Here is a 16,827-nt window from a genome sequence, read left to right as displayed (position 1 = left end):
GAAACCTCAATCATCCCATGCAAATTCCCGAGCTTCTTCGTACAACTTTCCTTTGGGTACAAAATTAAATCCATACATCCGAAAGAAATCATCATTAGTGACTCGGAACCATGTACAAGCTAGATCCCATTTCCAATATCCGTTGTATTTCCCATATTTCCTCCGGTTGGCCGCTTCCAAAAACTCTTTTCGTTGTTGTTTCTCATATCTTTGTGTTTCTTGGAATGGATTGAATAGATTAAGATTCAAAGTCCAGCACTCCTTTTAGGCTGTATCTTAATAGCCGGTCGATTGACGTTCATGATTGACTTGATTCTTTGCAAGATAGGCTTCTTCGATTTGTTCCCATGTAAAGCCGAGCATTTCACCAAGACCCCCGAACAACATGACAATTCTCAAGTAATTTGAACCAAGTTGCTCCCAGCATCCGAATTTCCCAACAAGCGCAAATATCTTAGTGAATTGTTTAGTTACCGTTTCATATTTAAAAGTGTATATATTGCGATTAAGAGCTGGTACGCTGTCGAGGTAATCTAAACTAATCCCAATTGATAAAATGAAGTGTAAGCAGTCGATGTATTCTTCAAGGAGCGGGTTTGATTTTCGATAACCTTTTCCCATACAATGCGGACATTTTTCATTAGAAATTGTTAGTTTCTTACGTGTATCCTTTGTTATCACATAGCCCTCATAGCATTTTTTACACTCGGTGTGTTTTGATGTCCGCGGCTCCCATTCAACACTCCAGAACTTGAATCCTCGCCACTCGTTTGCACATTCGCCAAGTTCAACTTGAAGAGCCAGTATCTTTTGTGGCAACATATCCTGTCCTTCTAATCCTTTTTCCTTTACAATCCGCTCATCTAGTACCCGTTGCATTTCAAATAACTTACTGATATTCATACTGTCTCCCCCAATTCAACTGGTTTCACATAAAACGTCTTCCCGCCGATCTCTACATAAGAATCACTTTCTAACTTGTATATGGCCGCTTCCGTTGGGCTCATATTTAACATCATTTCTTCTGGAGTTCGGTATTGTCCGATAGCAGCTGATTCGATTGTTACTTCCTCGATTCCATCCCATTCAATCCGGATTTGTTCTGCCTTCTTCAGGACCTGTTCGATCATTGGCCGGCTAATACGTTGATGACAGCTCATAGCCTGTTCCATATGTGTAATGCCCAGCCCATAGGCCTGTGTTTGCTGACCATTTAAATAATTGAAAAAGTTTTCTACTGATAAAGATTTAACTCGCTGAAACAACCTGCTTTTTTCTCTTGAATCCAATTTAAATCCCCCTATTTAAGAACTGGTGTTTGGTTAAAAGGCAGTACGGTATCCTGGAAAGCATCAATTGCTTCCTTTGTGAACCATATATTGTCGATTACCTTGAGATAATCTACCGGAACTCTACCACTCGAAACTTCATATGCGTGAACGTCGAAGTCTTCAATTCGAATACTTTTTCTGCCACCTTTTTTAGAGGATTCTACATAGCTTTTAAGCGTTAGGAAAGGAAGGAGGTATATTTTCCGCTGTTGTCTAAAATCGACCATAAGAAAGGCGATTCCGCCAGCCTGATGACATTTCTTTAGGTAATCGTACTGATGGCTGTGAAGATTTGATAAATCAAAACGCAGTTTTTCATTTGTTGACTTAGCTTCGAACATAACCGCTCTACCCTCATATACTCCGTCATAGTCAACAGTTGACGACTTTTCAAAATAACCTTCAGTAACTTTACCGTAAGTTTTTCTAATCACTTTGACTGGAGTAGGTCGCTTGTTTATGACCGCGATTCCTTTTGATTCATACATTTGGTTGGAATAGTCCAGTAATCTTTCAAAGGCCATACCGCGATTAGCTGTACTCATTTCTGCAACACCTCTGTTCCGATTAATCCTCCAGGTCGATTGCCAATACATCCTTTCTTAGCCCGATCAATGATTAAAATGACAACCTCGTCCGGATCACGCTTCATTTCAGTTGCGATAGAATGCACTTCTACACCTTTGTTCCACATTATTTCGACTTGTTTGATTTCTTTCTCATTCCATGTGAAGTCCATTTCCTCACAAGCAAGATAGATGTTATTACGTTGTTTAAAGAAGTGTTCATTTCTTGCAAATTGTCTTATTTGGACCACCGTTGTTCCTCCCCCTTTGCATTAGTTCCTTAGTTGCTTCTATACGAATGTCATAATCCAAGAGTTCATCCGCAGCAATCTCTTCAAGTTCAGCAACCGATAAGTTGTTTAGCACGGCTTTTCCGCTCCTTGGATAGAATGATTTTTTCATACTCTTCATCAGAAAGACCCGCGTATAGATCCCAGTCGCCGTTTTGTTGTAACTCATTAACTTTATCCCTGATTTCCTTAACTCTACGTGTGAAGTGGAAGGCCATTCCTCCTAAACCATCAACGTGAAGATACTTCACCAAGTACACCAGGTCCTGAAGTTTCCACTCTCGGGGGACTGGGGCTTTTCTTTCTTGTTGTTTCTCCCATGCTTGTTCCTCTATACCTTTTTGAAGGAACAGATCAAAGTTCTTTTCCATAAGATCGTAATCATCAATTGCTTTGAAATTAGCTTTTCTTTCCCCCGGTGGAATAGTGGCTGCTGCTTCCATAGACCAATTACTCTTATAGACTCGATTACGGAACGTGTGATAACCGATACCATTTTTAAGTGCCTGTTCTTGCCATTGTTTAAATTGACTTGTTGTTTTACCCATTTAGGTTACACCTCACATTTTTCGTTTTTTGGCTTCCTCTTCTCGACGATCAGGACCGATCATCTCTATCAAAATGGCTTGTCCGACAATTCGACTGGCAATTTTAGCCCCGTTCACAGGCAATCTGTTTCGGATACGGCCTGTAGCATAGTTACTCGTCATGATTGTTATTTTCCCTTTCTTCTGACGCTCATCTAAGATGCTATACAATTTACCCTCTGCCCAATCTTTGTAAGGAGCGGTGAACAAGTCGTCTATCAGCAGAACCGGTACATTGTAGTAACGATCCAGGGCCTCTGTTTCCGATTCTTCGCTACCTCGGCTATACGTTGACTTGATATCCAAGTACAATGCTTCCTCTGTCACGTATAGACCTGGAATACGTCTATGGGATAAGGCGTTTGCTATACAATCCAGAAGAAATGATTTACCAGTACCATAAGCGGTAATCTTAGGATCCGTGACTGCTTCTTCTTCGGCTCTAACCTCATCCCCAAAAATGTATATCCAAGTACCCTGCTCTAAGTTTGAGTCGATATTTTTAATGAATTCCATCACTTCGGTAAAGTGTGCTCGATTATAATCGTCAATGATTGCATTTCTGAAGGTGTGCTGCTTCTGTTTAAAAGTAAATGATGAGGTTGCATCAAACTTGAGGAACTGTCTTTCTCTAACGCATGAACATAACTCTAGGCTTACAACTTGTCGGGGGATCGGGTAAGATTCATCTTCGACCCACCGAAAAGTATTTATGGTTCCGGTATAATCGCATTTACTACAGCCTTCATTCGAAGCTGTTAATGAGTTCGGCTGTTGCTGCGACTTCTGCGTTACCTGGACTTCCGAGGAAGAGTTCTTCGTTTCGGCTCGCATTCTTTCGATCCTTTGGAGTGTTTCTTTGAGTGCCTTTCCTAAACTCTCCACGTCCACCGCCTCCCGTATTCATTCTGGTTAAGATCGCTTTATAATGTTTTCGAAGATTATCAGGGCTGAAAATAATTGTTCGGTAGAAAGTATCTGATAAGGCGAACTTCACAACCTCTCCGATCTCATCATCTTTCACCTTGTCTCTTTCGAACATCAACCTGAAAGTGTTAGCCCATTTCTGCAAGTTAGGTGTTTTGATTAAATGAGAGGTTCCTGCTTCAACAGCATTCTGATAAGCAAGTTCATGAAACCTTTTAGCTAGTCGATAATTTATATCGTCCTCCGAATAAGTCCTTAGACTTTTCGGTGAAGAAGGATCTTTCTCTTCTTCTTTATCATTCTTTTCATTCTCATCATTCTTTACATTCTTGTTTGTGGTCATTTGTTGGTCATTTGATGGTCTTTTGTTGGTCATTTGTTGGTCATTTTCATGGTCGCTCTGTTGGTCATCACACTGGTAAACCCCCCAGTTATCAATACTTACAATGCTGTATTTGTTGGTCTTTTTGATGGTCAGAAAACCGCCTGATTCTAATGTTTCGAGCCAACGAAAAACTGTTTTTTCTCCTTGTACTTTTTCTTTGGGTTTAAGCCCTTGGTTATATAATTCAGTGATATCAAACCTACCGGTAACAAACTCTCCAGGCATTAAATGAACTGTCCTCTTACCAACAATTTGATCACGTTCTTTGTGAGTCGCTTCTGTCAGACAAATGATCCATAAACGGAACAACTTGTGATCATTGAATATTGAACTTTCTTTTATTTTTCTATGCAGCTTTATCCAGCCTTTACCGGCCATGTCACCACCTACTTAGTCCACCATTGCCGGCCTTCGCCGGTTGTGTAGTATTCAATCAGATCCGCACGCTTCTGGAGCTTCCATTCCTTGCCCTCTGCTGTTTCATCAGCCCACTGATGACAAGTACCTGTTTCTGTCTTAGGACCGCAGAGAAGAGCTATATTCCAAGGTTGACCGCCTTCACCATACTGGCTTGCGTTAATCAAATGAGCTCGTTCGAAACGAACTCTCGGTATGCTGCACCCACAATGCTCACAGACTGTGTAGCCTTCAATGCTAAGTTCGGATGCTCTCCGTTTTACTTCTTCACTGCATTTATCCGTTATTGCCGTATGACGCCCTCTCTTGGGCTTGTTGCGACGGTGTTGGACCTTTGGTGCTGGTCTAAAATCAAACATCCGGTCCGCCTCCTATATATGTGTTTAGATCGACACGCAGCCTAAGACGCAATTCGTGTAAATGCTCTGTCATAGAAGCAAACTCATTACGCCATAGATGCATGGATTCATATGCTTCTGCTTCCACAACTCTTAGATTAAGTACTGCCAGCTCAGCAGCGTTTGTTTTATCCCCCTTAAGGGCATCGCGCTTGGCTTCGGCATACACTCGTTTTCTAAGATTGTAGATCCGCTTGTAATCGCCATCTTTGTGCGCTGACACTCGGCCCATAAGCATATGAGCCTTAGTCAGATACTGTATCTTCTTTACAATACCGCCAGGGTTATCGTCATCGTATTCCTTAGCAATAGCCCTATACTGTTTGATTTCTTTGATATACGCTGCTGTCTGGTCCTCCATAGAGACACCGCCTTAAAACGGTAGATCGTCGTCTGAGATATCTATTGGCTTTCCATCACCAGAGAAAGGGTCTTTATTGCTTGGCTCACTAGGAGGGGGACTGCTTTGATTTCTGTTATTGCCGCTCTCCAAAAAGCGCACGTTATCCGCAATGATCTCTGTTACGTAAACACGTTTGCCATCATTGTTTTCGTAGTTCCTTATCTGGATTCTGCCTTCAACCGCCGTAAGTCTGCCTTTACGTAAGTAATTCGCGCATGTCTCAGCAAGTTGTCTCCATGTCACAACTGGTAGGAAATCAGCTTCTCTTTCTCCACCTTGAGTAGTAAAAGGACGGTCCACAGCTAAAGTAAATTGTGTTACCGCTACCCCAGCAGGGGTATATCTCAACTCCGGATCCTTAGTTAAACGTCCGATTAGAATAACTCGATTAAGCAAATGTGTTTCCCCCTTATATTTGAATGCTTGTCCATAAAATGGAGGCATATTTACATTTGTGATGAATATTGATATATTAGTCCCTAATTAAATTGTTTTTTTGAGAGTGAATGGCTTCAGCTGCCCCACAGCTGGAGTCGTTTTTCGTTTCTCTTAACTTGCGACGCGCCCTGTCATATTCATTGCGCTGAGCTTCATTATCAAAGGTGAACTTTGGTCTCGGTCCAGATAAGTTTAGTTTCCCACCTACCTGTTCCAGTGCAATAAGGTCTTCCTCTTTATCGCTGGCTTTGATTCTTACCTGGAGCTGCATGTTTGTTCCTCCCCCATCTCAATGGTTATGGCTCCGATCGATTCAGCCCAACATCTCATGTTGCAATAGATACCGTCTGATCCGACCTTAATTACTTGTTGACCCTCGTAGATAGCTTCTTGGCATTTCTCGTTGTCACAGCAATTCACTTTGCGTAATATTTTTTGTTTCTTGATCCTCCGCACCTCCGCTCTTAGAAACGCGATGTTTCTTGGGTCTTTCTCCAACTCCATCTTGCGATACAGTTCATTCAAATCATTTCGCGCTTTCCTACGAGTTTGACTTACCATGAGATCAGTTCCTTTCTTTAAGGGATATACAGAAGGGAAACCATATGTTAAACAGCAACCATGCCGCTAAAAGGCACCACATTGTTTACCTTCACCCTTTCAAAGTTAGCTTCTTGAATTTGATTCTCGTATTTCAATAGTTCCAGCCGATCGTTGTATTTGAGAAACTGCCGCCGTGCATGTACTGCGATATTGTGGTAACAGTCTGCTTTCATCCGCTCCTCAAGTTGTTGAAAAAACAAGCAAATATTTCTTAATTGTTGAAGATCAAGATTCATTGTTATATCTCCTTTGTAGGAAATTTGTCCCTTCCTGTTGAATTATCGAATTAGGAAGGAGGTCAATGCTTTGACAAAAACCGAAGTTAAAAATGCTCTTGATAATTCAAAACAAGTCCTAATGTACGAGCTTGAAGCAAGTCTTGAAAATTCTTCGTTCACTGATGAACAGAAAGAAGATTTGCGCTTCATGTTCAAACAGGTTTGGTACACCTTTAATGAATTCTCCAATGTTATAGAAAATTTGGACAAATGACTTTCTAGTGAGCCAAGTTGCAGCTTGGTTCACTTTTTTATTACTTGAAGTTCTGCTCCTTTAGTAAGTCGGTTCTTAGCTTCTGTCCATACCAGTGATTCAAGTTTCCCGCGTTCCGAGTAGTAACCCTCTCTGAGTAAGTCTTGAGCTTCTTTGTAAGTTTCCGATTTAGCGATTACGCTCTGGACAACTTCATTAACAGCCTTATCGAATTGTTCTAACAACCTTTTTATTTGAACCACAGCAGAGTCATTTTCTTCGGTATCTACCGGTTTGGATTTTTCGTAATTCTCTTTAAGAACCGCAAGAGGAGTGTTCTTTATATATCTCTCCGAGTAAACATAATTAGCACCTAAGCAATACTTCATTGGTTCTTCAAACTCTTTCATTCCTACTTCGTTCATCCAATCTAACTTTTCTTGCGATAGCTCGTTACTCATGTTTCTTCATTCCTCCTAAATTAGTTGTTAAATAAAACATCTCATCAAAAAGCTCGACTGAATGCCTTCCCTCCTATCCAGCTCGTCTTACTGGTCGCCATGCTTCTACATAGTTCAGTACTGCTTGAAGATCCTGACGTAAAACATCTTTGTAACTCGGTACTTCCCAGCGGTCCTTAATTTCCTTGTAGAGCTGACGGAATAATTCTCCTCGCTCATCTTTGTCTGGTTCGATGGAACAAACCTTTTTACTTACCGCTTGCTGTAGTCTCCGTTGTTGTCCACTGTCTAAAGTGATTTGAGTTTCAAGCTTACGGCCAATCGTTTCTAACTTGCTTTCGATCTGGGGTAGCTTGTCCATCACATCTGCTGTTTGTCTTAAGGCTATTGCGATAGCTGCGTTAGAATCCAACACTGGAACCTGATTCCTAAGTTCTTCACGCATCCGTTTAAATTCATTAATGTACATTTCTTTGAATTGAGCAGCTTCCTTTCCTGTGTAACCCATTGCAAGAAACGAAAATCCATCTTGAGTAATAATGTATTTCTGTTGTGTTCTATTCCTAGGATCTGTATATTCAATGAGTCCAAAATTGGACTCAATAAATTCTTCGCTACATTCCAAATATCTAATATCCCGAAGAACGTGTTTATGTTCCTTTCCAAAAACCTCCGCTACGGTCAAACTATCAGTTACTGTTCGTCCGTTTTCGATAAATACCAAATTGTTCATACTACCACCGTTCCTTTCTTTGTGTAGTTCACTTCTTCTTGTTCCTTTCTCCATTTGTCGATGCTCAAGGAACTAAATAAATACTTCTTTTTCCTAGAATTAGCAGCCCCTACTTTTAAATGTGGAATTGAACCATCCGCACACATTTTATAGATAGTATCCTTTGAAACTCCTATATATCGAGCGACTTCCTCAGGATCCATCGTTATATCCTTTTGAGTGACTAATTTGGAATTAAGACTTTCAATAATTTGAGGTAGTAATTTCTCAGCAACTCTTTCTACAACAGCTTCTAAAAAATCCGAACCGACCTTAGACTGGATCATTTAGACACCACCTTTGTTTTATTTGATAATTAAATTATCAATTAGAATAAAAAAATATGGTAATTAACTTACATTTTATTGACGATAATATGATTATCATTTATAATCATCACAGATAATTAAATTATCGCTTAGGGCATAGTTAAAGAACCCGCACATTATCAAAGTAATCCGGAAATAAATCTTCAATCGGTTTATTAAAGTAAGTTGAGAATTTGAACATCAAATCCCTGCCAGGAGTACAGAGTCCATTCTCAATCTTCCTAACGTAAACAGTTGAAATATTAAGATCAGAAGCAACTTTAGACTGAGTGCCTTTTGATTTGCGGCAAGTTTGAAATATTTCTCTTCTTGCACTCTTCATTCAAGTGTCACCTCCTTTTGTTACTTCTGATTCTAATTGATAATTTAATTATCGTCAACCCATATTTTGATAATTTATTTATCTTTTTTTATTTTTGTCAGGAGGCAGTATTAGTGATAACAATTGGCGAAAGATTAACTCAGTTAAGAAACAAAAAGAATCTCACCCAGGACCAAATGTCCGATGCGCTCAATGTTAAAAGAGCTAGGTACAACGCTTGGGAAAACAACATTTCCAAACCTGACATAGATATGATTAGAAAACTGGCAGCTTACCACAAAGTAACTACTGATTACTTACTTCTAGGGGAAGTCAATTCTGACAATGTCATACCTGAGTGGGCAACATCCAAAGATAAACGGGATTTTAAAAAAATGCTTGAAGAAGATTCAGAAATTATGTTTGATGGAGTACCGATTACAGAAGACGACAAAGAAAAAATAATAAGAGTGATGGAAGCAATGTTTTGGGATGCCAAAAAGAAAAACAAAAGAAAATCTATCGATAAGTAAAGACACCTGGGGGTCACTTCGCATGGACACGGTTGTTTCAAATTTGATTAAAAAGCATAAAACTAACGATCCGTTTGTGATTGCTAAAAACCTGAACATTACTATTGTGTTTGAAGATCTAGGCGAAAGGACCAGAGGTTTTTACTATCGGAAACTCAGACGAAGATATATATGTATACATCGTGATCTGTCTGATGAATGGAAAAGATTTGTTTGTGCACACGAACTCGCACATGATAGGTTGCATAAAGGAGTCAGTCGTTTTTGTATAGACGAGAATTCTTTTTTCTCACCTGGCAAATTCGAGAGGCAAGCAAATGAATTTGCAGTATTATTGCTTTTGAAGAACGAAAAATTAGAGCCAGAGGAATCAATTTACGATTTTCTAAAACGAAATAATATCCCCGTTGAAATGACAGAATATTTGAAAACATATAACAACGCTTTGATAAAATAAGGAGTGTTTTATCTATGGGATATATAGAAAAACGAGGTAACAATAAATGGAGATTAGTTGTTGTAACTGGGTACAACCCTGATAATACTCAAATTAGGGAACGAAAAAACATTACAATTGATGATCCAGAGATATTGAAGTCAACAAAAAAAATAGAGAAGTATCTGCAAAGGGAACTAGTGTCTTTCGAAAACTTAGTTTTCTCCGGTAATTACTCAACACCCGAAAAAATGTTGTTCTCACAGTTCATTGATGAGTGGCGAGAAAAATATGCTGCTGATGCTCTATCTCCATCTACATTGAGCGTCTATGAAAATCATATTAAAGCAAGAATTTTACCTTACTTTGGTCACATGAGAATTGATCAAATTAAACCTCTCCATCTCTTAAGTTTTATAAAAGAACTGGAGAAAAACGGAGCTCGCAAGGATGGATTAGACAAACCATTAGATGTCGGTACCGTTAATTATATTTATCGAGTATTAAAAAATATTTTTACACGCGCAACCGAATGGAAGGTTCTTACTGATAATCCTATGGATGGAGTAGCTAAACCTAAAGAGAAAAAAGCTAAAGAAAAACTCATGGAAAAGAAAAGTAATCCACAATTCTACGATGAAGCAGAAGCGCAAATAGTTGTGAATGCACTATATAAGGAATCAAGAAAATGGAGGTTATTGATCTTTGGATCTATGTTTGGCGGCTTTCGAAGAGGGGAGCTCCTTGCTCTTGAATGGCATAATGTAAATTTTACAGAGCAAACACTTACCGTCGAGAATAACATTCCAATTACAATAAAGGGATCAGCAATAGAAAAAAGCCCTAAATCAATCGCCTCTTACCGATCAGTGGACATGCCCACATGGTATATGGATGAGATGAAAAAATACCATGATGAATGGTTGCGCGAAAAAGAAAAATTGGGGACGAAATGGACTGGAGAAGACAGAATGTTTGTTTTCCATAATGGAACAGGTTCCCCATATTATTATCAGCACCCCTATAAGTGGTGGAAGAGATTTTGCAAAAGACACGACATTAGGTTTATAAAATTCCATGGACTAAGACATAGTTCAGGTACACTACTTCTCGAAGATGAAGATGAGAACAATTTTGATTCAATACTGAAAGCAATCCAAGAAAGACTTGGCCACTCTCGATTATCAACAACTGCAGATATCTATGTTCACTTAACTAAAAAAGTGAAAAAGAAAACAGCAGGTAAGTATGATAAATTTGCTCCACAGTTCGATAATCCCCCGGGGGAGGAATTCGGGGGAGAATTGGGGGAGAAAACAAAACTAAGGCTCATTAAATAATCGTTTTACACCTGACAACAATTCTAAAAAACATTGATTTAATGGCTTTTGAAGGGTATCACCTGTTTATAACTGACGTACGCATTTACTTTGACAGGGTAGGGGTCAGTGGTTCGAGCCCACTACAGATCATACTTTTTAATAATGATATTACTTTCACAAAAAAAACCATGAAGCAGTAATTGTTTCATGGTTTTTTTATATGAAAAAGCATCTGTTTAACTCCCCCTGCTCGTTCCAGCTCCATTCGTAACAGAATCATCTTCGTCTTCTCGTAAAACACAGGATACCTTTTGCTTGACCATACTGTAAAGACAACCTTTATGTAAGGACTTCCTTCTGTCTTTCTGCAAACTTCTCTAGTATCATCAAAAAAACTTCCATAACATTGCAACCCTATTTATTCATATTAAGCTTTTTATAACGGCATACTATTCCTGTAGGAAAATGAAATTTATACAGGGGAGTGATCTATTCAATGGGTATTCTCAGTGGGAATCCTAAAGAAGAACCAATGCATTTTGGAGAGATTTTTAGCACTTGGCAAAGTGCTTTGACAGCTAGAGGAGCTGTATCTTGCTATCAAGCTTTTCTTAATCATGCAGGAGATAAAGAACTTAAAAAAGTATTAGAGGATTTAATTGATCAAGCCAGATTAGAAATGAAGGAATGTGACCAACTTCTAGTGAAAAACGGGATTCCTACCGCCCCCATTTTACCGGAAAGACCACAGGTAAAACTCGAAGATATTCCTCCAGGTGCAAGATTTACCGATCCAGAGATCGCCGCCAAAATCGCTGCTGATAATTCCATTGGACTGGTTGCATGCAGCCAAGCAATTGGACAATCGATTAGAGAAGATATAGGTGCTCTATTCGCGAAGTATCATGTAACGAAAACAGCTTTCGGTGTACGTATACTCGAATTAACGAAGAAAAAAGGCTGGCTGATCCCTCCGCCGCTTCAATATAAACGTCCTGATGATGCTGTTGTAGAATAGTCTTTTATGTAAGAAGCTTTAACTTCATGATGTAACTAAGACTGTAGATAACTAGCCTAGACTAGTGCCTACAGTCTTTTTTATTTTTAATCTATGGGAAGAGTATAAAAAAAGCCGAACAGTTAGTCTTCTTCCTCCTTCAATGCTGCATTCGCTCGTTCAATTTGCTGGAGCACCGCATTTTGAAATTTCAACTCTTTTATGATTACTTCATATTCTTCGTTCAGCGATTTTACGGTTTCATTAGATTCATTCAGATAATTGTGTTTGATAAAATCGACCTGTGCTTCATCATCAGTAAATTTGTTCATCGCACTGCTCATAATGTAGTCCTTATATTCCGCTTTTTTAATTCGTTGTTCCAGTTTTTCGGCTTCCTGTTCCAGATATTCAACACGGCTGCTAATTTCTCTTTCCCATACTTCTAAGTCTTCTTGTTCCACTCTTATTCATCCTTCCCTTTCATTCATCCATCTTGCTATGTATATATAAACCAAAACGTACGGTCAAATCACGGTTTCCACAAAAAAAAGAAGAGCACCCGTTTTTAGCCGGTGCCCTCTTTCTATTGCTTAGTAAAGAATTGTTTTAGAAATGATAACCAACAGGATGAAAAGAACAAGGATTGCTCCAATTGAAGTCCATCCACCGCCGTATCCTCCACCGTAACCATATCCGTATCCAGATACTTCGCTCATTGTCGTCTCCTCCTTATCACTAAGGTATGAGATAATATATGATCAAAGCCGGAATGTGGCAGGGCAGAAGTCTATTTTGGTTCTAAAACTTTCTCCAGATCATGTCCTTCGTTATTTCGCGTGTTGTGGTTTGCCTTCATGCTTCTCTCGGCGCATACCAGCTAAACCGAGCAGACCGAGCAATCCAAGCCAGCCCCAGTTGCCATTGTTGTCGTCTGCAGAATTTGCATTTACACTATTTGTACCGTACGTTCCTGTACCTGTACCATATCCATTGTAGCCGTTTGTGTTATTCATGTTGTCATTCAGGTTACGGGTACGAGACATGTTGGAGTATCCACCCGGAAGAGAATCATTGTAGCTTTTTGAATCATAGTGGCCCTTCGTCTCATTACCCTGATTCGTTGTAGAATTAGTTTTCATGTGACTGCTTTCAGCCATAGCTGGGACTGCAATAACCATAGAGATACTTGCTGCTGCGAGCATGGTTGCCATTTTCTTTTTCATAACAGTCATACACCTCCATATAAGTTTTGGTTGCGATTATAGATTCCCCTTCAGCAAAAAAACTTATTCGACAAAGCTACTGGAGGATAAAGGTGGCACAAAAAAAAACTCACCGTTTGCAGCCGGTGAGTTTTTCGTATATACCGTATTTAAAGGGGGGGAATACTGTTATTATCATAAAACCCCATCCTTAAAATAAGATGATAACAACCTAAAAATAACATTAAAAGTGCACAATTACCGATGGCCACGCCGGGACCGAACGACAAAGGTATAAAGCTCTTTCTCAAATTTCTCTCCATCTTCCAGCTCTACATAAGTTTGATCATGGGATATAATGACAGCCCGATAAGCAATCAGTTTGGGCCCTTTCCAAATGGTAACTGCCGATCTGAAATAAATGGCATTATCAAATTGGAGTGGTTGTCTCATAATATAACCTACCGAGTGTAAAGATGAACGTGCTTTCCTTTTCCCACGTCCGTGCGCATCCTCAGGAAGAGCGTGAATTCTTGCAATCTGAGCAAAAGGAATCTTGATCCGCTTAGCACCCACAACCACTAATTGAGCTTCGTCATCCCATTTGAGCAGTATTCCTTGTACAGGGTCTTTGCGACCATCCATTCGGTCTACGATAACCCTGCGACCAATCCAGTGTTGCATCATTCACCCTCCTTTCTAACCTTCTGGAATTACCCAATCGACGGGCTTCATCCCTTTTGATTCTAGAAACTGATTTGCTTTTGAAAAAGGTCTGCTTCCTATAAAACCATGCCGAGCAGCAAGCGGGCTAGGATGCGAAGATTCAATCACCAAATGACGAGAACGATCAATAAAGGCTCCTTTTTTCTGAGCATGATTTCCCCAGAGCATAAATACAGCCGGCTGATTGCGCTCATTTATTTTTCCAATGACAGCATCTGTGAATTGTTCCCATCCGAGACCCTTATGCGAATTAGGCTGACCTTCTCGTACGGTTAGTACATTATTTAATAATAATACCCCTTCTTTTGCCCAATGTTTGAGTGAACCATGGGAAGGAATCGTTATTCCTAGATCCGCATGTAATTCTTTATATATATTCCGTAACGAAGGAGGAATCTTCACCCCTTTTTTAACAGAAAAACTCAGTCCTTCTGCCTGACCTTGTCCATGATAAGGATCTTGTCCAAGGATAACCACTCGGGTATTGGAATAAGAAGTAAACTTTAATGCATTGAAAATTTCCTCTTTTGGTGGAAATACATGCTCCGTTTTATATTCTACAGTAAGTGCGGTGCGAAGCTCTTGTATATATTCCTTGTTCATCTCATCTTGTAAAATAGAATCCCAGTCATTATTGAACATGGAGTATCTTCCTTTCGCAGTAAGAATAAATGGAAACTTGTAAAAAAATAAGCTGGTCTCCACTAAGGAGCCAGCTCATTCATATAAGATGCCGAGGACCGGGATCGAACCGGTACGGTAGTCACCTACCGCAGGATTTTAAGTCCTGTGCGTCTGCCAATTCCGCCACCCCGGCATATATAGCGCTTATCTTGCGCATATACACCGATTTTTTGAGTTATCGAAGTGCTAATATACTTCAAAAATCCTGCGAAATTTATTATAACATGCTTATTAATAATATACAACACTTTTCTAAAAAAATATTCATCATACTAAAACCTACGAATTCGCAACTCTAAAATAATTAGATTAAACAAAAAAAACTCCCTACCGTTAATAGAATCAGAAAGAGAATAGCTACTATGGGCTGAGCAGCCATAAACAAGTACAATACTTTCTGCTTATCTTTTGTCCGATATACAAAGACATTAATAAGATAGAAGAAAAAGACCACAATAGGCAGCATGACAAGGAATATCGCCAGCAAACCGGCTCCAGGACTCTGCACCACCGTATCGAGCCCGCTTATCATGATAAGAACAGGGTCTAACAGAATAATTGCCATGATATATAAAAGTAAGGTTCCAGATATAAATCGTATTTTAGATACTTGTTCATGCGTTCTTTTCAATATAACGTGAAGGAGCAGCATAGTGACAACGGCGTAGTATATGAAAATGAGGCCAAACGTCTTCATATCATCACTATTGCCGTTGCCCGAAAAATATAATTCAATTAAAATCCCCATACCACTCTCTCTTTATATCAGATTTTTAGCTTATCTCTTACGGATCGATCAACCAAACCGCTCTGTTTTATACCATTTGGATTTCCGCTTAAACACTTTATCCAGCAAAATGGAGAAGAATGCTTTAAGGGAAATAATAAGAAATAGCTGTGCATACGTAAAGTAAGAAATACAAGCAAGCACAAAATTCCGTGTGTTACTTTGCCCATAGTCTGTAGCGAGCGCCAAGTTAATTTGAAGTACATACAAATAATACATCAGTGCCCATGCAATCATTAAGAAGATATACACATCAGAGGAGAACTGAAACGGCATGACGACGTCCATCCCAAACAAAAATAAGACCTGATACACCACATTAATAACAAAAAGAATATCGGATACAAGGATCGCAAGTAAAAACCAAAAATAACTGGTTCCATAATAAAGGATCTGAACTTTAACCCGCCAGCTGGACGACGGTTTAAAAAGTTCGAGAATATGATCCATCACAACACTGTAATTTCCTTTAGCCCATCGTTCGCGCTGTTTCATGTAAACTCGTAAATCTTCAGGCTCTTGTTGATATGCTTCTGCCTGTGGTGCCAGCGCTATGAGCTGACCTCGTGATAAAATATCAAAAGATATTGCTGTGTCTTCGGTAATTGCGTCTTCATCCCAACCGCCGATTTCACGAATCAATTCTGTTTTTATAATAAAATTGGTTCCTGGAATGGTACCGAGCTTAAATAACTCCCACATTCCTGTGTGATAAATTCGCTGCGCAGTGACAAGTTCGAGATTTATACATCTAGACAGAAAGTTCTGAGCTCTGTTCCGAGCCTTATTACGACCAAATACTGCTCCATAGGTTTCCGGATCCTCTAATGCTTTATCGACCAAAAACAAGAGTGCATTGCGCTCTGGAGCCGCATCTGCATCATAAATACAAATCCACTCCCCTTTAGCATGCGAAAGTGCATCATTTAGAGCTCCCGATTTTCCTCCCGTACCCTTTCTCTCCATAATCATAAAATCCCTTGACTGATAATCGGGATGATTTCTAAGATCATAGAGCTTCTTAGCCGTGTTATCTGTACAGTTGTCCGCTATTACAATGACTTGTAGTTTATCATGCGGATAATTCATTCTTAAAATATGTTCAACCGTCATTTGAATAACTAACTCTTCATTATGGGCGGGAACCATCACCGTAACTTTTGGAGCCTGTTCTGAAATGGAAGGAATGACGAGCTCTTTCTTACTTTGTCGTATTATAAAACGCTGTGCGCCAATCATCATAAGAATAGATATAAAGACCGAAATCCAGATACTAATTATCGCTGGAATGAGCAAAAAATCACCCACTGATTTTCCTCCGGTTATACTTATTCGTCGTTTTTCTGCGCAAGATCAGCGTATTAATCGTAATAAAGAAAATAGCAACTCCGAAAACGATACTTATAAAGATGCACAATGGGACAAACCAGCTGTTATAAGACATATTCATCACCATTC

The 16,827-nt window shown here is 39.4% G+C and carries 32 protein-coding genes and 1 tRNA gene; 5 read left to right on the top strand and 28 right to left on the bottom strand.

What is annotated here, in order from left to right; genetic code table 11:
- Positions 1-6 precede the first annotated feature (6 nt).
- The 15 genes from H9647_RS06645 to H9647_RS06575 all read right to left on the bottom strand — a co-directional run bounded on the left by H9647_RS06645 (position 7) and on the right by H9647_RS06575 (position 6,581).
- On the bottom strand, positions 7-249 hold the full coding sequence (locus tag H9647_RS06645; protein WP_191798971.1) for a hypothetical protein: 243 nt from the start codon (positions 247-249) through the stop codon (positions 7-9).
- A 27-nt stretch (positions 250-276) separates the two neighbouring features.
- Complete coding sequence (locus H9647_RS06640; RefSeq protein ID WP_191798970.1) at positions 277-903, bottom strand: dUTP diphosphatase; 627 nt, start codon at positions 901-903, stop codon at positions 277-279.
- The gene (locus tag H9647_RS06635; RefSeq protein ID WP_191798969.1) at positions 900-1,289 is read right to left on the bottom strand and encodes a hypothetical protein; all 390 of its coding nucleotides are present in this window, start codon (positions 1,287-1,289) and stop codon (positions 900-902) included. Before H9647_RS06635 ends, H9647_RS06640 begins: the two co-directional genes overlap by 4 nt.
- An 11-nt stretch (positions 1,290-1,300) precedes the next feature.
- Positions 1,301-1,876: a Holliday junction resolvase RecU gene (locus tag H9647_RS06630; RefSeq protein WP_191798968.1), complete on the bottom strand. Its 576-nt coding sequence runs from the start codon at positions 1,874-1,876 to the stop codon at positions 1,301-1,303.
- Positions 1,873-2,148 (bottom strand): helix-turn-helix domain-containing protein, encoded by a 276-nt coding sequence (locus H9647_RS06625; protein ID WP_191798967.1) that lies wholly within the window; start codon positions 2,146-2,148, stop codon positions 1,873-1,875. The genes H9647_RS06630 and H9647_RS06625 overlap by 4 nt, the downstream gene beginning before the upstream one ends.
- Entirely contained in the window at positions 2,117-2,263 is a 147-nt protein-coding gene (locus H9647_RS06620; RefSeq protein ID WP_191798966.1) for a hypothetical protein, read from the bottom strand. Before H9647_RS06620 ends, H9647_RS06625 begins: the two co-directional genes overlap by 32 nt.
- Positions 2,238-2,735, bottom strand: coding sequence for a hypothetical protein (locus H9647_RS06615; protein ID WP_191798965.1), 498 nt, complete (start codon positions 2,733-2,735; stop codon positions 2,238-2,240). The genes H9647_RS06620 and H9647_RS06615 overlap by 26 nt, the downstream gene beginning before the upstream one ends.
- Positions 2,736-2,747: 12 nt before the next feature.
- Positions 2,748-3,290, bottom strand: a complete 543-nt coding sequence (locus H9647_RS06610) for a P-loop NTPase family protein (RefSeq protein WP_191798964.1) — start codon at positions 3,288-3,290, stop codon at positions 2,748-2,750.
- Positions 3,291-3,519: 229 nt separating this feature from the next.
- Positions 3,520-4,464 (bottom strand): hypothetical protein, encoded by a 945-nt coding sequence (locus H9647_RS06605; protein ID WP_191798963.1) that lies wholly within the window; start codon positions 4,462-4,464, stop codon positions 3,520-3,522.
- An 8-nt stretch (positions 4,465-4,472) separates the two neighbouring features.
- Positions 4,473-4,862, bottom strand: a complete 390-nt coding sequence (locus tag H9647_RS06600; RefSeq protein ID WP_191798962.1) for a hypothetical protein — start codon at positions 4,860-4,862, stop codon at positions 4,473-4,475.
- Positions 4,855-5,262: a hypothetical protein gene (locus H9647_RS06595; protein WP_191798961.1), complete on the bottom strand. Its 408-nt coding sequence runs from the start codon at positions 5,260-5,262 to the stop codon at positions 4,855-4,857. The genes H9647_RS06600 and H9647_RS06595 overlap by 8 nt, the downstream gene beginning before the upstream one ends.
- Positions 5,263-5,274: 12 nt before the next feature.
- Positions 5,275-5,700 (bottom strand): single-stranded DNA-binding protein, encoded by a 426-nt coding sequence (ssb, locus tag H9647_RS06590; RefSeq protein ID WP_191798960.1) that lies wholly within the window; start codon positions 5,698-5,700, stop codon positions 5,275-5,277.
- Between the two features lie 76 nt (positions 5,701-5,776).
- Complete coding sequence (locus H9647_RS06585) at positions 5,777-6,013, bottom strand: hypothetical protein (RefSeq protein ID WP_191798959.1); 237 nt, start codon at positions 6,011-6,013, stop codon at positions 5,777-5,779.
- Positions 5,998-6,303: a hypothetical protein gene (locus H9647_RS06580; RefSeq protein WP_191798958.1), complete on the bottom strand. Its 306-nt coding sequence runs from the start codon at positions 6,301-6,303 to the stop codon at positions 5,998-6,000. The genes H9647_RS06585 and H9647_RS06580 overlap by 16 nt, the downstream gene beginning before the upstream one ends.
- 47 nt (positions 6,304-6,350) lie before the next feature.
- On the bottom strand, positions 6,351-6,581 hold the full coding sequence (locus H9647_RS06575) for a hypothetical protein (RefSeq protein WP_191798957.1): 231 nt from the start codon (positions 6,579-6,581) through the stop codon (positions 6,351-6,353).
- Between the two features lie 70 nt (positions 6,582-6,651).
- Here H9647_RS06575 and H9647_RS06570 point away from each other — a divergent pair, with 70 nt between their 5' ends.
- Positions 6,652-6,837: a hypothetical protein gene (locus tag H9647_RS06570; protein ID WP_191798956.1), complete on the top strand. Its 186-nt coding sequence runs from the start codon at positions 6,652-6,654 to the stop codon at positions 6,835-6,837.
- Between the two features lie 29 nt (positions 6,838-6,866).
- Here H9647_RS06570 and H9647_RS06565 read toward each other — a convergent pair whose 3' ends face one another.
- The 4 genes from H9647_RS06565 to H9647_RS06550 all read right to left on the bottom strand — a co-directional run bounded on the left by H9647_RS06565 (position 6,867) and on the right by H9647_RS06550 (position 8,700).
- Positions 6,867-7,277, bottom strand: a complete 411-nt coding sequence (locus H9647_RS06565; protein WP_191798955.1) for a hypothetical protein — start codon at positions 7,275-7,277, stop codon at positions 6,867-6,869.
- Between the two features lie 73 nt (positions 7,278-7,350).
- The gene (locus tag H9647_RS06560; protein ID WP_191798954.1) at positions 7,351-8,010 is read right to left on the bottom strand and encodes a Rha family transcriptional regulator; all 660 of its coding nucleotides are present in this window, start codon (positions 8,008-8,010) and stop codon (positions 7,351-7,353) included.
- The gene (locus tag H9647_RS06555; RefSeq protein WP_191798953.1) at positions 8,007-8,336 is read right to left on the bottom strand and encodes a helix-turn-helix domain-containing protein; all 330 of its coding nucleotides are present in this window, start codon (positions 8,334-8,336) and stop codon (positions 8,007-8,009) included. The genes H9647_RS06560 and H9647_RS06555 overlap by 4 nt, the downstream gene beginning before the upstream one ends.
- A gap of 142 nt (positions 8,337-8,478) precedes the next feature.
- Entirely contained in the window at positions 8,479-8,700 is a 222-nt protein-coding gene (locus H9647_RS06550; protein WP_191798952.1) for a helix-turn-helix transcriptional regulator, read from the bottom strand.
- Between the two features lie 113 nt (positions 8,701-8,813).
- On the opposite strand from H9647_RS06550, the gene H9647_RS06545 reads away from it, so the two are divergent.
- The 4 genes from H9647_RS06545 to H9647_RS06530 all read left to right on the top strand — a co-directional run bounded on the left by H9647_RS06545 (position 8,814) and on the right by H9647_RS06530 (position 11,988).
- Positions 8,814-9,212 (top strand): helix-turn-helix domain-containing protein, encoded by a 399-nt coding sequence (locus H9647_RS06545; protein WP_318245272.1) that lies wholly within the window; start codon positions 8,814-8,816, stop codon positions 9,210-9,212.
- 22 nt (positions 9,213-9,234) lie between these two features.
- On the top strand, positions 9,235-9,669 hold the full coding sequence (locus H9647_RS06540; protein ID WP_191798951.1) for an ImmA/IrrE family metallo-endopeptidase: 435 nt from the start codon (positions 9,235-9,237) through the stop codon (positions 9,667-9,669).
- A gap of 14 nt (positions 9,670-9,683) precedes the next feature.
- Positions 9,684-10,988, top strand: a complete 1,305-nt coding sequence (locus H9647_RS06535; RefSeq protein ID WP_191798950.1) for a tyrosine-type recombinase/integrase — start codon at positions 9,684-9,686, stop codon at positions 10,986-10,988.
- A 478-nt stretch (positions 10,989-11,466) separates the two neighbouring features.
- Positions 11,467-11,988, top strand: coding sequence for a DUF3231 family protein (locus tag H9647_RS06530; protein ID WP_191798949.1), 522 nt, complete (start codon positions 11,467-11,469; stop codon positions 11,986-11,988).
- 122 nt (positions 11,989-12,110) lie between these two features.
- Here the strand turns inward: H9647_RS06530 and H9647_RS06525 are convergent, their stop codons facing one another.
- The 9 genes from H9647_RS06525 to H9647_RS06490 all read right to left on the bottom strand — a co-directional run bounded on the left by H9647_RS06525 (position 12,111) and on the right by H9647_RS06490 (position 16,825).
- Entirely contained in the window at positions 12,111-12,431 is a 321-nt protein-coding gene (locus H9647_RS06525; protein WP_191798948.1) for a hypothetical protein, read from the bottom strand.
- Positions 12,432-12,560: 129 nt separating this feature from the next.
- Positions 12,561-12,686, bottom strand: a complete 126-nt coding sequence (locus H9647_RS25685) for a YjcZ family sporulation protein (protein WP_225229116.1) — start codon at positions 12,684-12,686, stop codon at positions 12,561-12,563.
- 111 nt (positions 12,687-12,797) lie between these two features.
- Complete coding sequence (locus tag H9647_RS06520) at positions 12,798-13,193, bottom strand: WGxxGxxG family protein (protein WP_225229115.1); 396 nt, start codon at positions 13,191-13,193, stop codon at positions 12,798-12,800.
- 237 nt (positions 13,194-13,430) lie between these two features.
- Complete coding sequence (locus H9647_RS06515; RefSeq protein ID WP_191798947.1) at positions 13,431-13,859, bottom strand: LSm family protein; 429 nt, start codon at positions 13,857-13,859, stop codon at positions 13,431-13,433.
- Between the two features lie 12 nt (positions 13,860-13,871).
- Complete coding sequence (locus H9647_RS06510; RefSeq protein WP_191798946.1) at positions 13,872-14,540, bottom strand: uracil-DNA glycosylase; 669 nt, start codon at positions 14,538-14,540, stop codon at positions 13,872-13,874.
- 89 nt (positions 14,541-14,629) lie between these two features.
- Positions 14,630-14,715, bottom strand: a tRNA-Leu gene (locus H9647_RS06505).
- 171 nt (positions 14,716-14,886) lie between these two features.
- On the bottom strand, positions 14,887-15,330 hold the full coding sequence (locus H9647_RS06500; protein WP_191798945.1) for a hypothetical protein: 444 nt from the start codon (positions 15,328-15,330) through the stop codon (positions 14,887-14,889).
- A 48-nt stretch (positions 15,331-15,378) separates the two neighbouring features.
- Positions 15,379-16,677: a glycosyltransferase family 2 protein gene (locus tag H9647_RS06495; RefSeq protein WP_191798944.1), complete on the bottom strand. Its 1,299-nt coding sequence runs from the start codon at positions 16,675-16,677 to the stop codon at positions 15,379-15,381.
- Complete coding sequence (locus tag H9647_RS06490; protein ID WP_191799478.1) at positions 16,670-16,825, bottom strand: hypothetical protein; 156 nt, start codon at positions 16,823-16,825, stop codon at positions 16,670-16,672. Before H9647_RS06490 ends, H9647_RS06495 begins: the two co-directional genes overlap by 8 nt.
- Positions 16,826-16,827: the final 2 nt, after the last annotated feature.

This window comes from Paenibacillus gallinarum (genome assembly GCF_014836635.1).
Classification (GTDB): Bacteria; Bacillota; Bacilli; order Paenibacillales; family Paenibacillaceae; genus Paenibacillus; species Paenibacillus gallinarum.
The sequence above is the reverse complement of the archived record's forward strand: the minus strand, read 5'-3'. Positions and strand labels throughout refer to the sequence as shown.

Coding starts and splice junctions, on each gene's coding strand:
- H9647_RS06640 (WP_191798970.1), bottom strand. CDS start 903: ATGAATATCAGTAAGTTATTTGAAATGCAACGGGTACTAGATGAGCGG.
- H9647_RS06630 (WP_191798968.1), bottom strand. CDS start 1,876: ATGAGTACAGCTAATCGCGGTATGGCCTTTGAAAGATTACTGGACTAT.
- H9647_RS06615 (WP_191798965.1), bottom strand. CDS start 2,735: ATGGGTAAAACAACAAGTCAATTTAAACAATGGCAAGAACAGGCACTT.
- H9647_RS06610 (WP_191798964.1), bottom strand. CDS start 3,290: ATGGAATTCATTAAAAATATCGACTCAAACTTAGAGCAGGGTACTTGG.
- H9647_RS06605 (WP_191798963.1), bottom strand. CDS start 4,464: ATGGCCGGTAAAGGCTGGATAAAGCTGCATAGAAAAATAAAAGAAAGT.
- H9647_RS06600 (WP_191798962.1), bottom strand. CDS start 4,862: ATGTTTGATTTTAGACCAGCACCAAAGGTCCAACACCGTCGCAACAAG.
- H9647_RS06595 (WP_191798961.1), bottom strand. CDS start 5,262: ATGGAGGACCAGACAGCAGCGTATATCAAAGAAATCAAACAGTATAGG.
- H9647_RS06585 (WP_191798959.1), bottom strand. CDS start 6,013: ATGCAGCTCCAGGTAAGAATCAAAGCCAGCGATAAAGAGGAAGACCTT.
- H9647_RS06580 (WP_191798958.1), bottom strand. CDS start 6,303: ATGGTAAGTCAAACTCGTAGGAAAGCGCGAAATGATTTGAATGAACTG.
- H9647_RS06575 (WP_191798957.1), bottom strand. CDS start 6,581: ATGAATCTTGATCTTCAACAATTAAGAAATATTTGCTTGTTTTTTCAA.
- H9647_RS06565 (WP_191798955.1), bottom strand. CDS start 7,277: ATGAGTAACGAGCTATCGCAAGAAAAGTTAGATTGGATGAACGAAGTA.
- H9647_RS06560 (WP_191798954.1), bottom strand. CDS start 8,010: ATGAACAATTTGGTATTTATCGAAAACGGACGAACAGTAACTGATAGT.
- H9647_RS06555 (WP_191798953.1), bottom strand. CDS start 8,336: ATGATCCAGTCTAAGGTCGGTTCGGATTTTTTAGAAGCTGTTGTAGAA.
- H9647_RS06550 (WP_191798952.1), bottom strand. CDS start 8,700: ATGAAGAGTGCAAGAAGAGAAATATTTCAAACTTGCCGCAAATCAAAA.
- H9647_RS06540 (WP_191798951.1), top strand. CDS start 9,235: ATGGACACGGTTGTTTCAAATTTGATTAAAAAGCATAAAACTAACGAT.
- H9647_RS06535 (WP_191798950.1), top strand. CDS start 9,684: ATGGGATATATAGAAAAACGAGGTAACAATAAATGGAGATTAGTTGTT.
- H9647_RS06530 (WP_191798949.1), top strand. CDS start 11,467: ATGGGTATTCTCAGTGGGAATCCTAAAGAAGAACCAATGCATTTTGGA.
- H9647_RS25685 (WP_225229116.1), bottom strand. CDS start 12,686: ATGAGCGAAGTATCTGGATACGGATATGGTTACGGTGGAGGATACGGC.
- H9647_RS06520 (WP_225229115.1), bottom strand. CDS start 13,193: ATGAAAAAGAAAATGGCAACCATGCTCGCAGCAGCAAGTATCTCTATG.
- H9647_RS06515 (WP_191798947.1), bottom strand. CDS start 13,859: ATGATGCAACACTGGATTGGTCGCAGGGTTATCGTAGACCGAATGGAT.
- H9647_RS06510 (WP_191798946.1), bottom strand. CDS start 14,540: ATGTTCAATAATGACTGGGATTCTATTTTACAAGATGAGATGAACAAG.
- H9647_RS06500 (WP_191798945.1), bottom strand. CDS start 15,330: ATGGGGATTTTAATTGAATTATATTTTTCGGGCAACGGCAATAGTGAT.
- H9647_RS06490 (WP_191799478.1), bottom strand. CDS start 16,825: ATGGTGATGAATATGTCTTATAACAGCTGGTTTGTCCCATTGTGCATC.